Here is a 14,327-nt window from a genome sequence, read left to right on the forward strand (position 1 = left end):
GCGGGCCGTGGCGGGCACAGGGAATTGTTTTTCGAACCGGTCGCTTCATGAAACTGCTCGCCATCGACTGTGCCGCCAACCTCTGCGCCGCCTGCGTCTATGACGCGGCGGCGAAGCAGGAGCTTGGCCGTTCGGTACTCGATCTCGGCAAGGGCCATGCCGAGCACCTGATGACCGTCATCGCCGAAGCGCTGAAGGCAAGTGCGACCGACTATGCCGGTCTTGGCGCCATCGCCGTTTCCGTTGGCCCGGGTTCTTTCACCGGTCTGCGCGTCGGCGTCTCGACCGCGCGCGGCTTGGCGCTGGCGCTCAAGATTCCGGCGATCGGGGTGACGACGCTCGAGGCGCTGGCTGCTGAGGCGGCAGCAGTATTTCCCGGTCGCGCCGTACTGGCGGCGCTCGATGCGGGTCGCGAGGAAATCCATGCCGCCCTCTACGATGAAATGTCAGCTTTGACTTACGGTCCGGCTGTCGCCACACTGGCTGATGTCGTCACCATGGCGACGGAAAGCTCGTCGGTGCTTGCCGGAACCGCGGCGGCGCTGATCGCCGCGTCGGCCGGACGCGCCTTCGATATCGGCCCTCAGACGGCCACCGCCGATATTGTCACATACGCCCGCCTGGCTGCCGCCAAGGGTCCCGGCGAAAGGCCGAAACCACTCTATCTGCGCGGCGCTGACGCCAAGCCGCAGGCGGGATTCATTCTATCAAGGCAAGAGAGTTGATGCGCATACCTTTTCTCCAACCACGCCGCCGGGACTACGCGCTCGAGCCGCTGAAGATCGCCGACAGCCCGGCGGTCTCGCTGCTGCATCGCGAGGACTTTGTGCGCCCGTGGACCGATGGCGAATTCGCCGCCTTGCTCGAACAGGACACCGTATTCGGCTATGCCGCGCGTGAAACCGGACACGGCGCCAAGCCTCCGGTCGGCTTCGTGTTGGCGAGGCTCGCCGCTGGCGAAGGCGAGATTCTCACCGTCGCGGTGGCACGATCGCATCGCCGGCAGGGGCTCGGCTGGCAATTGATGGACGCGGTACTGCGCGAACTGCACGCGCAGCGCGCCGAAGCGCTGTTCCTCGAGGTCGACGAGACCAATGTCGCGGCGATCGCGCTCTATCGGAGGCTGGGCTTCCGCGAGGTCGGCAAGCGACCGAATTACTACAGGTCGCCGGAACACGGACCGACCGGCGCGCTTGTCATGCGCCGCGATCTTCGCTAGCGAGACGGCCGGGGTAGGGCGATGATCAAGAAAATCAGGATTTTCCTGGCGCTGGGCCTCGTTGTCGCCGGTTCGATGGTCCTCGTGCCGTTGCAGATCCTGTCGATGAAGACCGGCTGGTGGCCGGAAACCTTTATCCTCAAGATCTGGCACAAGCTGATCATCAGGGCACTCGGCATGCGCATCCATGTCAAGGGAGCGCTATCCACCAAGCGTCCTTTGCTGGTGGCGTCCAACCACATCTCGTGGACCGACATCATGGTGCTCGGCTCTTTTGCCGACGTAAAATTCATCGCCAGGGCGGACATGGAAGGCTGGCCGCTGATCGGCATGCTGTCGAAGCTGCAGCGCACCGTGTTCATCGAGCGCGAACGCAAGCGGTCCTCGGGCGACCAGGCAAGCGAGATCGCCAGCCGCATGGCCAAGGGTGATGCCATGGTGCTGTTCGCCGAGGGCTCGACCGGCGACGGCAACATCGTCCTGCCTTTCAAGAGCACGCTGTTTGGCGCCGCCTCGATGGCGATTTCGGAAGGTGCGGCGGAACAGGTGTTCATCCAACCGGTGGCGATCGCCTACACGCGCCTGCATGGCGTGCCGCTCGGCCGCCGCCACCGCCCGCTTGCCGCCTGGATCGGCGATGAGGATTTGATGCCGCATCTCAAAGTGCTGCTGGCGGAGGGCGCCCTCGACGTCGAGGTGCATTTCGGCGAACCGATCGCCTTTTCCAAGGGTTCGAACCGCAAGGAAACGTCGAAACTGATGGAAAGCCAGGTGCGCGGGATGATGCAGGCCGCGCTTGCCGATCCGCGCCCGAGCCGTTAGTCCGGCTGCGCCCGCGGGCGCTAGCCCCGGCATGCACCTGCAGGCGAATGCCGAGAATCGTCTGTTTTTTGTCACAGAAAGGCGTTAGAAGCCGCCAGATGGACTTGAACACGATCGAAAGCGACGACATCCCCACCGCGGCCGGACAGCCGGTGGTGCTTTCAACGGCAGCGAAAAAAGTCTTCATCAAGACCTATGGCTGCCAGATGAACGTCTATGATTCACAGCGCATGACCGATGCGCTTATCGCCGACGGCTATTCCGCGACCGATGCCATCGGCGAGGCCGATCTGGTGTTGCTCAATACCTGCCATATCAGGGAAAAAGCGGCGGAAAAGGTCTATTCTGAACTCGGCCGTATCCGCGGTATGAAAGCCGAACGTGCCTTGGCCGGCCGCGAGATGCTGGTCGGCGTCGCCGGCTGCGTTGCGCAGGCCGAAGGCGCCGAGATCATCCGCCGTTCGCCGGCCGTCGATCTGGTCATCGGCCCGCAGACCTATCACCGGCTGCCTGATGTACTGGCACGGGTGCGCGGCGGCGAAAAGATCGTCGAGACCGACTACGCCATCGAGGACAAATTCGAGCATCTGCCGCAGCCGAAGCGCGCCGAGGTCATCAAGCGCGGCGTCACCGCTTTTCTCACCGTGCAGGAAGGCTGCGACAAATTCTGCACCTTCTGCGTCGTACCCTACACCAGAGGCTCGGAAGTCTCGCGGCCGGTGGCGCAGATCGTTGCGGAGGCTGAGCGTCTGGCGGAAGCCGGCGTGCGCGAGGTGACGCTGCTTGGCCAGAATGTCAATGCCTGGCATGGCCGGGGCGAGAACGGCGAGGAGTGGGGTCTTGGCCGCCTGCTGTTCCGGCTGGCCGAGATTCCCGGGCTGGCGCGGCTGCGCTACACCACCAGCCACCCGCGCGACATGGACGACGAACTCATCGCCGCCCATCGCGATCTGCCGGCGTTGATGCCTTATCTGCATCTGCCGGTGCAATCAGGCTCCGACCGCATCCTCAAGGCGATGAACCGCAGGCATACGGCGAAAGATTATCTGGCGCTGCTCGACCGCATCCGCACGGCCCGGCCTGACATCGCGCTTTCCGGCGACTTCATCGTCGGCTTCCCCGGCGAGACCGAAGCGGATTTCGAGGCGACCATGGAACTGGTGCGCCAGGTGAATTACGCCTCGGCCTTCTCGTTCAAATATTCGCCGCGCCCGGGCACGCCCGGCGCTGAAATGCCCGACCATGTGCCGGAAACGGTCAAGGACGAGCGTCTGCAGCGGTTGCAGGCTCTGCTTGTTAAACAGCAGCAGGATTTTGGTTTGAGCCTCGTCGGCAGCACCATCGGCACGCTGATCGAGAAGCCCGGCCGCCAGTCCGGCCAGAAGGTCGGCCGCTCGCCGTGGCTGCAGCCGGTTATTGTTGATGAAAAGGCCGGCGAAATCGGTGACATTATCCAAGTGCGAATCACGAAGACGGGCTACAACAGCCTGTTCGCCGAATTGGCCTGAGGGTCTCGGCAGATGAGGAGAGACGGTTGAGCGCTGCGGAAGTGAAGAATATGCCTCAGACCACTGCATCCGGGGCTTCTGATATGGCGCATATCGTTCTGACTTTCGATAACAACAAGCTTGCCAGCGCCCTTTACGGTCAGTTCGACGAAAACCTCGCCAGGCTCGAGCAGAAGCTCGGCATCGACATCCGCTCGCGCGGCAACCAGCTGACCATCAAGGGCTCGGCGTCAGCCGCCGAGCAGGCGCGCCGCGCCCTGGACAATCTCTACGGCATTCTCCAGAAGGGCGTCGATATCGGCCAGTCCGACGTCGATGGCGCCGTGCGCATGGCAATCGCCGCCGACGATCAGCTCACGCTGCCGACGCTGGAGCGCAAGGGCAAGGTCTCCGCCGCCCAGATCGCCACCCGCAAGAAGACGATCTATGCTCGCTCGCTCAACCAGGACGCCTATATGCGGGCGCTGGAGCGGTCGGAACTGGTGTTCGGCATCGGCCCGGCCGGCACCGGCAAGACCTATCTGGCGGTGGCGCATGCGGCGATGCTGCTCGAGCGCGGCATGGTCGAACGCATCATTCTGTCGCGGCCGGCGGTCGAAGCCGGCGAGCGGCTGGGCTTCTTGCCGGGCGACATGAAGGAGAAGGTCGATCCTTATCTGCGGCCGCTCTATGACGCGCTCTACGACATGATGCCGGCCGACAAGGTCGAGCGCGCCATTGCCGCCGAAGTCATCGAGATCGCGCCGCTCGCCTTCATGCGCGGCCGCACGCTGGCACACGCCGCCGTCATCCTCGACGAAGCGCAGAACACCACGCCGATGCAGATGAAGATGTTCCTGACCCGTCTGGGCGAGAACTCGCATATGATCGTCACCGGCGATCCGACCCAGATCGACCTTCCGTCCAACACCAAATCGGGCCTCGTCGAAGCCTTGCGTGTGCTGGACGGCGTGGCGGGCGCGGTCACCGTGCGGTTCAACGACGGCGACGTCGTCCGCCATCCGCTGGTGGCGGAAATCGTCAGGGCTTATGACCGCGACGCCAAACTGGCGCGCGGCCTCGGTGCCGAGAATTGATTTTGTCGATGCGGCTTCATGCCTGAGGACATAATATCCGGCGACGGGAATGTTCCCGTCGACATCGATATATCTGTCGAAGCGGGCGAATGGCCCGATGAGGCAAGCCTGACGCGGCTGGTCGATCGTGCCGTCGCGGCTGCTTTTGCTGAAACCAGCGTGGCCGGCCGTTCCGAACTTAGCCTCGTTTTTTCCGACGACGCCCATATCCGCACCCTCAACGCCGACTGGCGCGGCAAGGATAAACCGACCAACGTCTTGTCTTTCCCGGCTTTTCCGCTGCTGCAAGGGGGCCCGTTGCCGCCGATGCTGGGCGATATCGTGCTCGCCGCCGAGACGGTCGCGCGTGAAGCGGCACTGGAAGACAAGCCTGTCGAGAACCATATCACCCATCTCGTCATCCATGGCCTGCTGCACTTGCTGGGCTATGATCACGAGACCGACGCCGAGGCAGAGGCGATGGAAGCCACCGAGCGTGCTGCGCTCGCAAGGCTTGCCATTCCCGATCCCTACGCGTAACTACTTCTGACCAATTGACCGGACGACGATGAACGACAAACCAGAGACTGCCGCCCGCCCCGACGCCGGCAGTGCGACCAAGGCTTCCGACACATCGGAAGAGGGATCAAGTCCGAGTCCCGTTACCACTGGTGCTGCCAGCACCGGCAGCGTTGCCAGCGAAACATCGCCCGCCGGTCCCTCCCTGTTCGACCGCGTTCTAGGCCTGTTCAGGCAACGCAACGGAACCAGCCTGCGTGAGGAAATTGCCGGCGCGCTTGCTGAAACGACGAGCGACGGGGAATCCTTCTCGCCCGGCGAACGCGCCATGCTCAACAACATCCTGCGGCTGCGCGAGGTGCGCGTCGAGGACGTCATGGTGCCGCGTACCGACATTCAGGGAGTCGAGATCACGACGACGCTCGGCGATCTCCTGGGTACCTTCGAACAATCCGGCCATTCGCGCATGCCGGTCTATTCCGAGACGCTCGATGATCCGCGCGGCATGGTGCATATCCGTGACGTACTGGCCCACATCACCAAGATCGCGCGCGTCAAGAAGGGCCGCACGACCAGAAAAACCCCCATCGCCACGGTTCTCGATCTCGCACAGGTCGACCTTGCGCGTACCATTGGCGATCTCAATCTGATCCGTCCGGTGCTGTTCGTGCCGCCGTCTATGCTTGCCTCCGACCTGATGGGCCGCATGCAGACGACGCGCACGCAGATGGCCCTGGTCATCGACGAATATGGCGGCACCGACGGCCTTGCCTCGCTCGAGGACATCGTCGAGATGGTGGTCGGCGACATCGAGGACGAGCATGACGACGATGAGCCGATGATCACTCAGAGCGGTGACGGCGTGTTCATCGTCGACGGCAAGGCCGAGATCGACGATGTCGCCAAGATGATCGGCGGGGATTTCGCCGCCGGCGAACATGGCGAATATGTCGACACCATCGGCGGCATGATCTTCAACACGCTTGGCCGCGTTCCTGCGCGTGGCGAGGTGGTGCAGGCCATTCCGGGCTTCGAGTTCCACGTGCTCGATGCCGATCCGCGCCGCGTCAAGCGCGTGCGCATCGTGCAGAGCCAGAAGGGCGAGCGCCGCCGGCGCGCCGCGCGCACCGAGCAGGCTTAAGCACGATGCCGAAAAGTTGCAGATTTTTCGGATAGACATCATGCGACAAAACAATGATCCAAGCGCTTAGGGATGACGATCGAAGACCCCTTCAAGCACGCCACCTTGGGGTCCGGGGTGTTCTATAGGGATCCTCGTGCCGCGCTGGGCTGGCTTGAAGCAGCCTTCGGCTTCGAGCGCAGCATGGTGGTCAGCGATGCCGAGCGAAGACTTGTTCACGCCGAGATGCGGTTCGGCGACGGCTACATCATCATCGATTCCGAATGGACCGATTACGTCGCCAGCCCGGCTTCCGTCTCCGGCAAGAACACGCAGTCAGTCTATATCAGGCTGAACGACGGCATCGATGCCCATTGCGAGCAGGCTCGGACAGCCGGTGCCGACATAATCCAGGAGCCGGCGGATCAGTTCTACGGCGAGCGCCAGTATCGGGCGCGCGATCCCGAGGGCCATGTCTGGACCTTCACGCAGACCATCGGCTCCGTTTCCCGTGAAGAGGCGGAACGGCTGAGCGGCTTGCGGATCGAGGGCTGGCACCGGTAGGGCGGTGGCCGGAGCTTGCATCACGGCCATCCATCCGGCGTTTGGAGCGCGGACCGCGGCCTGTTAAATCTTGCGTCGTGATTCGCGCGACTCGGAAGTATGCATGGAGCGCCTGACCGGCCGGATAATTCTGCTTTGGGGTTGGCGGCGCGCGCTCGTGGCGTTTATCGCAGGCGCTTTTGCCGTGCTTGGCCAGGCGCCCTACGATTTCTTCGCCGCCTGTTTCATCTCGTTTCCCCTGCTGGTCTGGCTGCTCGACGGCGCCACCGGCGAAGCTTCAGGCAGCCTGTTCCGTCGCTTGCGGCCGGCCTTCGCCATCGGCTGGTGGTTCGGCTTCGGCTATTTCCTTGCCGGGCTGTGGTGGATCGGCTCGGCCCTGCTGGTCGAGGCCGACAGCTTTGCCTGGGCGCTTCCCTTCGCGGTGGTCGGCATCCCCTTCGCACTCGCCTTTTTCTACGGCTTCGCGGCCATGGTTGCGCGGCTCTTGTGGAGCAGCGACATCGGCCGCATCGCCGCCCTTGCCTTCGGCTTCGCGCTGGCGGAATGGCTGCGCGACTTCCTGTTCACCGGTTTTCCCTGGAATGCCATCGGCTACGCGGCCATGCCCGTACCGTTGCTGATGCAAAGCGTCTCGGTGACCGGCATGATCGGCATGAACGCGCTCGCGGTGTTCGTCTTCGCGCTGCCGGCGCTGCTGGCGACGCGCCGGCATCTGCGCCTCGGCGCGGCGCTGTTTATCGTGCTTGCCGCCGCCCATGTCGGCTTCGGCTATGTCAGGCTTGCCGCTCCCGAAAAGCCGGCGGCGCACAGCCTGGATGTCCGCATCGTCCAGCCGGCCGTGGATCTGTCGGAAAAGTGGGACGCCTCGGTGCGCGACCGCATCTTCGCAACCTTGATGGGGCTGTCGGCCAAGGCGCCGGTGTCAGGCCATGAAAAGCCGCAACTGATCCTGTGGCCCGAAACCTCGGTGCCGTTCCTCTTCACCGAGCGTCCAGACGCATTGACGGCGCTTGGCGACATGCTGGGACCCGGCCAGATGCTGATCGCCGGCGTCGTCCGCGAGGAAGGTGGCTCGGCCGCGAATGCCGACAGCCGCTACTATAACTCCGTGGTGGCGATCGACGACAAGGGTGAAATCACTGATGCAGTCGACAAGGTTCACCTGGTGCCGTTCGGCGAATACCTGCCTTTCTCCGATCTGCTCGAGCGTTTCGGCATCGAGCAACTGGTTGCCGGGCCGATGAGTTTTGCGGCCGGCAATGAGCGGCACGCCATCGCCCTGCCCGACGGCATCCGTGCGTTGCCATTTATCTGTTATGAGGTGATCTTTCCCGATCTCGTAGCAGTTGACGCTACGTCAGCACAGCTTATTGTGAACGTTACCAATGATGCGTGGTTCGGCGACACGCCGGGTCCGTATCAGCATTTCAGGCAGGCCCAGATCCGTGCTGTGGAGAATGGATTGCCATTGCTGCGCGCTGCCAACAACGGCATCTCGGCCGTCGTTGATCCGCGCGGGCGCATCGTCGATGCGCTGGCAATCGACGCCCGCGGCGCCATCGATGCCCATGTACCGATTTCCGAACAGGCGGTCATATCTCCCGGCCAACGGCGCATTAACGGAATGCTGATCATGTTGCTGTTTGCCATCGCCGCCACACTGTTGAACGTAAGGCAAAGGCTACGGGTGAATTGACAGCCCGCACATTAGAAACTCATACTGTAAGCGCCTGAAATTTCTCGAAGTCGGTGGATCGTTCTGTTGGGGCAGTTGCCTCCGGCGTCGTTTGGGCAGGAAAAAATAGAGAAGCCGAAAAAATTCGGCGAGGAAAAAATGACAGAAGACAACAAGAAGAAACCGAATCCGATCGACATCCATGTCGGCAGTCGCATCCGGCTTCGCCGCAACATGCTGGGAATGAGCCAGGAGAAGCTGGGGGAAAATCTCGGCATCACATTTCAACAGATACAGAAATATGAAAAGGGCACCAATCGCGTCGGCGCCAGCCGTCTGCAGGCGATCGCGTCCATCCTCGGCGTGCCTGTCGCCTTCTTTTTCGAGGATGCGCCTGGCCAGGAGGCCGTGGCGGGCCGTGGATTTGCCGAGGATGCGTCGATGGCTTTCGCCGTCGAATTCTGCGGCAGTCCGGAAGGACTTCAGCTCAACCGGGCCTTTGTCAAGATCGCCGACGCCAAGGTGCGCCGCCGGATCATAGATCTGGTCAAGTCCCTTTCCACCGACGATGCCGACTGATCCGCAATCACGCTTGGACCGGCGGCGTCCTGCCGCCGGTGGCACAAGATAACCGCATCGACATTCATGCCAGAACCGAAGCACCGCTTGACGAGCGGCGCTTTGCCCCGCTAACACGTGGCGCGCCAAAGTCGGCAGCCTGCCGATCGTTTTTCAAGAGGGGACACCCGTGACGCGGCAGAACTACTTCTTTACCTCGGAATCCGTTGCCGAGGGCCATCCCGACAAAGTCTGTGACCGGATCTCCGACGAGATCGTCGATCTGGTCTATCGCGAAGCCAAGAAGACCGGCATGGACCCGTGGAAAGTTCGTGTCGCCTGCGAGACGCTTGCGACAACCAACCGCGTTGTCATCGCCGGCGAGGTGCGCGTCCCCGAGACGCTGCTGAAGAAGGACAAGGCAGGCAACATCCTCACGGATGCCGCAGGCCATCCGGTCGTCAATCCGGCCAAGTTCAAATCGGTCGCCCGCAAGGCGATCCGCGAAATCGGCTATGAACAGGCCGGCTTCCACTGGAAAACGGCGAAGATCGAGGTCTTGCTGCACGGCCAGTCGCCGGATATCGGCCAGGGCGTCGACAACGCCTCCGACCGTCAGGGCGAAGAGGGTGCCGGCGACCAGGGCATCATGTTCGGCTATGCCTGCCGCGAGACGCCGGATCTGATGCCGGCGCCGATCTACTACAGCCACAAGATCCTCGAACTGCTGGCAGCTGCCCGTCACGAAGGCAGCGGTGAAGCCGGCAGGCTCGGGCCGGATGCCAAGAGCCAGGTCACCGTTCGCTATGTCGACGGCAAGGCCGCCGAGGCGACGCAGATCGTGCTGTCCACGCAGCATCTCGATGCGAGCTGGGATTCGAAGAAGGTCCGCAAGGTCGTCGAACCCTATATCCGCGAGGCGCTGGGCGAGCTGAAGATCGCCGACAACTGCATGTGGTACATCAACCCGACCGGCAAGTTCGTCATCGGCGGGCCGGATGGTGACGCCGGCCTGACCGGCCGCAAGATCATCGTCGACACCTATGGTGGGGCCGCACCCCATGGCGGTGGCGCCTTCTCCGGCAAGGACACCACCAAGGTCGATCGTTCGGCGGCCTATGCGGCGCGCTATCTGGCCAAGAATGTCGTGGCGGCGAAACTCGCCGACCGCTGCACCATCCAGCTTTCCTACGCCATCGGCGTTGCCCAGCCGCTTTCGGTCTATGTCGACCTGCACGGCACCGGCAAGGTCGACGAGGCAAAGCTCGAGGAGGCGCTGCGCAGCGTGATGGATCTGTCGCCGTCCGGCATCCGCCGCCATCTCGATCTCAACAAGCCGATCTATGCCAAGACGTCGTCCTACGGCCATTTCGGCCGCAAGGCCGGCCGCGACGGGTCTTTCTCCTGGGAAAAGACCGACCTCGCCAAGGCGCTCAAGGACGCGGTCGCCGCCTGATAGCGGCGCCGCAAAGTCCCGCCATGGACCCGAAGGACAGACCAAGTCGCGCGACCGAAGCCTTCTTCGGTCGCCGGCGCGGCAAGACCATGCGTCCGCAGCAGGCGGCTGCACTGGAAAGCGGTTTCGGCATATATCGGCTCGATCTGTCGGCCGGGCCGCCGGCCGATCTGTCCACTCTGTTTGAAGCCGATGTTTCGGCGGTTCGCCTCGAAATCGGCTTCGGCGGTGGCGAACATCTCCTGCATCGCGCGACCGAGGCGCCCTCGATCGGCTTTATCGGCGTCGAGCCGTTCGTCAACGGCATGGCCAAGATGATGATGGCGGTGCGGGAGAAGCCGCTCGCCAATCTGCGGGTCTATGACGACGACGCCACCCGGCTGCTCGATTGGCTGCCACAAGCCTCGCTCGACGGCATCGACCTGCTCTATCCCGATCCCTGGCCGAAGAAGAAACATTGGAAGCGGCGCTTCGTCAGCCCGGTCAATCTCGAGCGGTTCGCGCGGGTGCTGAAGCCGGGTTCAAAATTCCGCTTTGCGTCCGATATCGACACCTATGTCAACTGGACCTTGCTGCATTGCCGTGCGCATGGCGCGTTCGTGTGGCAGGCCTCGGAGGCGGCGGACTGGCATCGGCCTTATGACGGCTGGCCAGGCACGCGCTACGAGGCGAAGGCCATTCGAGAGGGCCGGCGGCCGGCCTATCTTACCTTCGTTCGGAAATAGCCGGTGGCTTGAAGGGCGCGCTTTGCCTCGAAGGGAACCTCACGTTCTCGTATAGGGCTAACGGGTCTTAGAAGCGGCGGCCGATCCGGTCGAAGGCGGCAGGTTCGACGCCGAGGTTGCGCAAGTCGTTGGCGCGCGGCCTGCGGCCGGCTTCGACGGCCCGTGAGGCGGCCACGGCGCTGCCGAATACGGTGAAGAAATCGCCGATTGCCGAAAATATCTTGCGGTTGCTCATGATCATGTCCTTTCGCGAACGAGTGGCGCGCAGCCACATTTGTGCAGCGCAACATAAATAGGTGCGTTCAGCGCCAATCACATGGGTGTTGCCGCATAGGCGCCATGCGCCCCATGCAACGCTGGCGTCGGCCGCCTCGACGGCGGCATTGCCCGACCCGCATAGGGCTCCGAACTCAGGTCAACAAAAAACCTGACGACAGCCAGTTCGGCGGTGTCGGCAACTTTTGTGCCGGCAGCCTTTCACGATAGGAATTTTTTCTTGACTCCGTGACCTCAGCTATGGTACATATTTGTTCATGGTGCTGATTTGCGCCAGTAACCCCGCCGCACCAGGCGGGTTTTTCGTTTGATGCTCCGTCAGCCAACGCGCCGGCGAAGGCTGCGAAGGAACCCGTAACCCGAGTTCGTTGCCCTGCGACCCGCACGGCGGGCTTGAAACACCGGCCGCGATCGTTTATATCAGCCTCAAATTCTTGGTCGGTATGACGAAGAGTGGGTCCACCCGGTCCCGCTCTTTTTTATTACCTGCCGGTAACTTCGGGTAGAGCGACAGGATTTCAATGACTGCAACGGCAAGCGAGGGCGACGATCGCATCATCCGCGAAAGCGGCATCGATGCGCGCATCGCGCTGATCGTCCAGCCGGTTCTGCGTGGCATCGGCTTCCGCCTCGTGCGGGTGCATCTGTCGGGCCAGAACGGGCTGACGCTGCAGATCATGGCCGAGCGCGAGGACGGCACCATGACCGTCGAGGATTGCGAAGAGGTCAGCCGCGCGGTGTCGCCGGCGCTCGATGTCGACGATCCGATCGAAAAAGCCTATCACCTTGAGGTCTCGTCGCCCGGCATTGATCGGCCGCTGGTCCGCAAATCGGATTTCACGACCTGGCAGGGTCATCTGGTCAAGATGGAAACATCGATCGTGGTTGCCGACCGCAAGCGGTTCAAAGGCAAGATCGTCGAGGCCGGCGAAGACGATGTGCTGATCGAGCGCGAAAAGGCCGCCTATGGCGAGGAGCCGACGGTGCGTGTCCCCTATGACGCGATTTCCGAAACGCGCCTGATCCTGACCGACGATCTCATCCGCGATGCCCTGTCGAAGGACAACAGGGCGCGCAAGGAAGCCAAAAAACGTCGCGGCGAACCGGACGACGATGAGTCGGGTACGGAAGCGGACGCCACCGAAGAACACGAACAGGAACTATGATTGAGCTGCCGGGCGCAAAGGTCCGGCAAACAGGCTCTGGAGAAAAACGATGGTTGTAAGCGCCAACAGACTTGAACTGCTGCAGATCGCCGACGCGGTCGCGCGTGAAAAGTCGATCGACAAGTCGATCGTCATCGCCGCCATGGCCGATGCGATCCAGAAGGCGGCACGTTCGCGTTACGGCCAGGAGACCAACATCCGCGCCGACATCAACCCGAACACCGGCGAGATGAAGCTGCAGCGGCTGATGGAAGTGGTCGAGAAGGTCGACGACTACGCCACGCAGATCGCCATTTCCTCGGCCCGCGAGCGCAATCCCGACGCCCAGCTTGGCGACTTCATCGCCGAACAGCTGCCGCCGATGGATTTCGGCCGCATCGCTGCCCAGTCGGCCAAGCAGGTCATCGTGCAGAAGGTCCGCGAGGCCGAGCGCGATCGCCAGTATGACGAGTACAAGGACCGCATCGGCGAGATCGTCAACGGCACCGTCAAGCGCGTCGAATACGGCAACGTCATCGTCGATCTCGGCCGCGGCGAGGCGATCATCCGTCGCGACGAACTGATCCCGCGCGAAAACTACAAATACGGCGACCGCGTCCGCGCTTATGTCTACGACGTGCGCCGCGAGCAGCGCGGCCCGCAGATATTCCTGTCGCGTACCCATCCGCAGTTCATGGCCAAGCTGTTCACCATGGAAGTGCCGGAAATCTATGACGGCATCATCGAGATCAAGTCGGTCGCCCGCGACCCCGGCTCGCGCGCCAAGATCGCGGTCATATCGCGCGATAGCTCGATCGATCCGGTCGGCGCCTGCGTCGGTATGCGCGGCAGCCGCGTCCAGGCCGTCGTCGGCGAATTGCAGGGCGAGAAGATCGACATCATTCCGTGGTCCCCATCGGCGGCGTCCTTCATCGTCAACGCGCTGCAGCCGGCGGAAGTCGCCAAGGTCGTGCTCGACGAGGATGCCGAACGCATCGAAGTCGTGGTTCCCGACGACCAGCTGTCGCTGGCCATCGGCCGCCGCGGCCAGAACGTGCGGCTGGCTTCGCAGCTGACCGGCTGGGATATCGACATCCTGACCGAGGCCGAGGAATCCGAGCGTCGGCAGAAGGAATTCGTCGAGCGCTCGTCGCTGTTCATGGAAGCCCTCGACGTCGACGAGATGGTCGGCCAGGTGCTCGCCTCCGAAGGCTTCACCAGCGTCGAGGAAGTCGCTTATGTCGATTCCGGCGAGATCGCCTCGATCGACGGTTTCGACGAGGACACCGCTTCGGAGATCCAGACCCGCGCTCGCGAATATCTGGAGAAGATCGAAGCCGAACACGACGACAAGCGCAAGGCGCTCGGCGTCTCGGACGAATTGCGCGAAATCCCCGGCGTCACCACCGCCATGATGGTGACGCTTGGTGAGGACGGCGTGAAGACGATCGAGGACTTTGCCGGCTATGCCGCCGACGACTTGACCGGCTGGAAGGAACGCAAGGACGGCGAAACCAAGGTATTCCCCGGCGTGCTGGCCAATCATGGCGTGACACGCGCCGATGCCGAGCAGATGGTTCTTGCCGCCCGCCTCAAGGCTGGGTGGATCACCGAAGACGAGCTTGCGGCCGAAGAAGAATCGGCTGACGAAGCCGTTGGTGCGTGAGGTGAAACCGCATCGCACC

General features: G+C 62.9%; 15 protein-coding genes. 14 read left to right on the forward strand and 1 reads right to left on the reverse strand.

Annotated elements, in window-relative coordinates; translation table 11 throughout:
* Positions 1-47: 47 nt before the first annotated feature.
* The 12 genes from tsaB (at position 48) to trmB (ending at position 11,221) form a co-directional block, all read left to right on the forward strand.
* The gene (gene tsaB / locus NKI38_RS17625) at positions 48-725 is read left to right on the forward strand and encodes a tRNA (adenosine(37)-N6)-threonylcarbamoyltransferase complex dimerization subunit type 1 TsaB (RefSeq protein WP_352659508.1); all 678 of its coding nucleotides are present in this window, start codon (positions 48-50) and stop codon (positions 723-725) included.
* Positions 725-1,219, forward strand: coding sequence for a ribosomal protein S18-alanine N-acetyltransferase (gene rimI / locus NKI38_RS17630; protein WP_352659509.1), 495 nt, complete (start codon positions 725-727; stop codon positions 1,217-1,219). The genes tsaB and rimI overlap by 1 nt, the downstream gene beginning before the upstream one ends.
* A gap of 21 nt (positions 1,220-1,240) precedes the next feature.
* Positions 1,241-2,041 carry a lyso-ornithine lipid O-acyltransferase gene (gene olsA / locus NKI38_RS17635; RefSeq protein WP_352659510.1) on the forward strand — a complete coding sequence of 267 codons (801 nt, stop codon included), beginning with the start codon at positions 1,241-1,243 and terminating at the stop codon, positions 2,039-2,041.
* Positions 2,042-2,139: 98 nt separating this feature from the next.
* Entirely contained in the window at positions 2,140-3,549 is a 1,410-nt protein-coding gene (miaB, locus tag NKI38_RS17640) for a tRNA (N6-isopentenyl adenosine(37)-C2)-methylthiotransferase MiaB (RefSeq protein WP_352659511.1), read from the forward strand.
* A 50-nt stretch (positions 3,550-3,599) separates the two neighbouring features.
* Positions 3,600-4,625 (forward strand): PhoH family protein, encoded by a 1,026-nt coding sequence (locus tag NKI38_RS17645; protein ID WP_352659548.1) that lies wholly within the window; start codon positions 3,600-3,602, stop codon positions 4,623-4,625.
* A gap of 18 nt (positions 4,626-4,643) precedes the next feature.
* The gene (ybeY, locus tag NKI38_RS17650; RefSeq protein WP_352659512.1) at positions 4,644-5,144 is read left to right on the forward strand and encodes an rRNA maturation RNase YbeY; all 501 of its coding nucleotides are present in this window, start codon (positions 4,644-4,646) and stop codon (positions 5,142-5,144) included.
* Between the two features lie 28 nt (positions 5,145-5,172).
* A complete protein-coding gene (locus tag NKI38_RS17655; RefSeq protein ID WP_352659513.1) occupies positions 5,173-6,264 on the forward strand; it encodes a hemolysin family protein in 1,092 nt (363 codons plus the stop codon).
* A gap of 72 nt (positions 6,265-6,336) precedes the next feature.
* Positions 6,337-6,807, forward strand: a complete 471-nt coding sequence (locus tag NKI38_RS17660; protein WP_352659514.1) for a VOC family protein — start codon at positions 6,337-6,339, stop codon at positions 6,805-6,807.
* A 103-nt stretch (positions 6,808-6,910) separates the two neighbouring features.
* The gene (gene lnt, locus NKI38_RS17665) at positions 6,911-8,503 is read left to right on the forward strand and encodes an apolipoprotein N-acyltransferase (RefSeq protein WP_352659515.1); all 1,593 of its coding nucleotides are present in this window, start codon (positions 6,911-6,913) and stop codon (positions 8,501-8,503) included.
* Between the two features lie 138 nt (positions 8,504-8,641).
* Complete coding sequence (locus NKI38_RS17670) at positions 8,642-9,061, forward strand: helix-turn-helix domain-containing protein (RefSeq protein WP_352629751.1); 420 nt, start codon at positions 8,642-8,644, stop codon at positions 9,059-9,061.
* A 169-nt stretch (positions 9,062-9,230) separates the two neighbouring features.
* A complete protein-coding gene (gene metK, locus NKI38_RS17675) occupies positions 9,231-10,496 on the forward strand; it encodes a methionine adenosyltransferase (protein ID WP_352629748.1) in 1,266 nt (421 codons plus the stop codon).
* 23 nt (positions 10,497-10,519) lie between these two features.
* Complete coding sequence (trmB, locus tag NKI38_RS17680) at positions 10,520-11,221, forward strand: tRNA (guanine(46)-N(7))-methyltransferase TrmB (protein ID WP_352659516.1); 702 nt, start codon at positions 10,520-10,522, stop codon at positions 11,219-11,221.
* Between the two features lie 67 nt (positions 11,222-11,288).
* Here the strand turns inward: trmB and NKI38_RS17685 are convergent, their stop codons facing one another.
* Complete coding sequence (locus NKI38_RS17685) at positions 11,289-11,456, reverse strand: hypothetical protein (RefSeq protein WP_127381317.1); 168 nt, start codon at positions 11,454-11,456, stop codon at positions 11,289-11,291.
* A 562-nt stretch (positions 11,457-12,018) separates the two neighbouring features.
* Between NKI38_RS17685 and rimP the strand changes: the two genes are divergently transcribed.
* Positions 12,019-12,663 (forward strand): ribosome maturation factor RimP, encoded by a 645-nt coding sequence (gene rimP / locus NKI38_RS17690; protein ID WP_352629742.1) that lies wholly within the window; start codon positions 12,019-12,021, stop codon positions 12,661-12,663.
* Positions 12,664-12,712: 49 nt separating this feature from the next.
* The gene (gene nusA / locus NKI38_RS17695) at positions 12,713-14,308 is read left to right on the forward strand and encodes a transcription termination factor NusA (protein WP_352629740.1); all 1,596 of its coding nucleotides are present in this window, start codon (positions 12,713-12,715) and stop codon (positions 14,306-14,308) included.
* Positions 14,309-14,327: the final 19 nt, after the last annotated feature.

The sequence above is a fragment of the Mesorhizobium sp. M0621 genome (assembly GCF_040320745.1).
Classification (GTDB): Bacteria; Pseudomonadota; Alphaproteobacteria; order Rhizobiales; family Rhizobiaceae; genus Mesorhizobium.

Bases quoted from the DNA above. Each gene is read 5' to 3' on its own strand.
- tsaB (WP_352659508.1), top strand. From the start codon at position 48: ATGAAACTGCTCGCCATCGACTGTGCCGCCAACCTCTGCGCCGCCTGC.
- rimI (WP_352659509.1), top strand. From the start codon at position 725: ATGCGCATACCTTTTCTCCAACCACGCCGCCGGGACTACGCGCTCGAG.
- olsA (WP_352659510.1), top strand. From the start codon at position 1,241: ATGATCAAGAAAATCAGGATTTTCCTGGCGCTGGGCCTCGTTGTCGCC.
- miaB (WP_352659511.1), top strand. From the start codon at position 2,140: ATGGACTTGAACACGATCGAAAGCGACGACATCCCCACCGCGGCCGGA.
- NKI38_RS17645 (WP_352659548.1), top strand. From the start codon at position 3,600: ATGCCTCAGACCACTGCATCCGGGGCTTCTGATATGGCGCATATCGTT.
- ybeY (WP_352659512.1), top strand. From the start codon at position 4,644: ATGCCTGAGGACATAATATCCGGCGACGGGAATGTTCCCGTCGACATC.
- NKI38_RS17655 (WP_352659513.1), top strand. From the start codon at position 5,173: ATGAACGACAAACCAGAGACTGCCGCCCGCCCCGACGCCGGCAGTGCG.
- NKI38_RS17660 (WP_352659514.1), top strand. From the start codon at position 6,337: ATGACGATCGAAGACCCCTTCAAGCACGCCACCTTGGGGTCCGGGGTG.
- lnt (WP_352659515.1), top strand. From the start codon at position 6,911: ATGGAGCGCCTGACCGGCCGGATAATTCTGCTTTGGGGTTGGCGGCGC.
- NKI38_RS17670 (WP_352629751.1), top strand. From the start codon at position 8,642: ATGACAGAAGACAACAAGAAGAAACCGAATCCGATCGACATCCATGTC.
- trmB (WP_352659516.1), top strand. From the start codon at position 10,520: ATGGACCCGAAGGACAGACCAAGTCGCGCGACCGAAGCCTTCTTCGGT.
- NKI38_RS17685 (WP_127381317.1), bottom strand. From the start codon at position 11,456: ATGAGCAACCGCAAGATATTTTCGGCAATCGGCGATTTCTTCACCGTA.
- rimP (WP_352629742.1), top strand. From the start codon at position 12,019: ATGACTGCAACGGCAAGCGAGGGCGACGATCGCATCATCCGCGAAAGC.
- nusA (WP_352629740.1), top strand. From the start codon at position 12,713: ATGGTTGTAAGCGCCAACAGACTTGAACTGCTGCAGATCGCCGACGCG.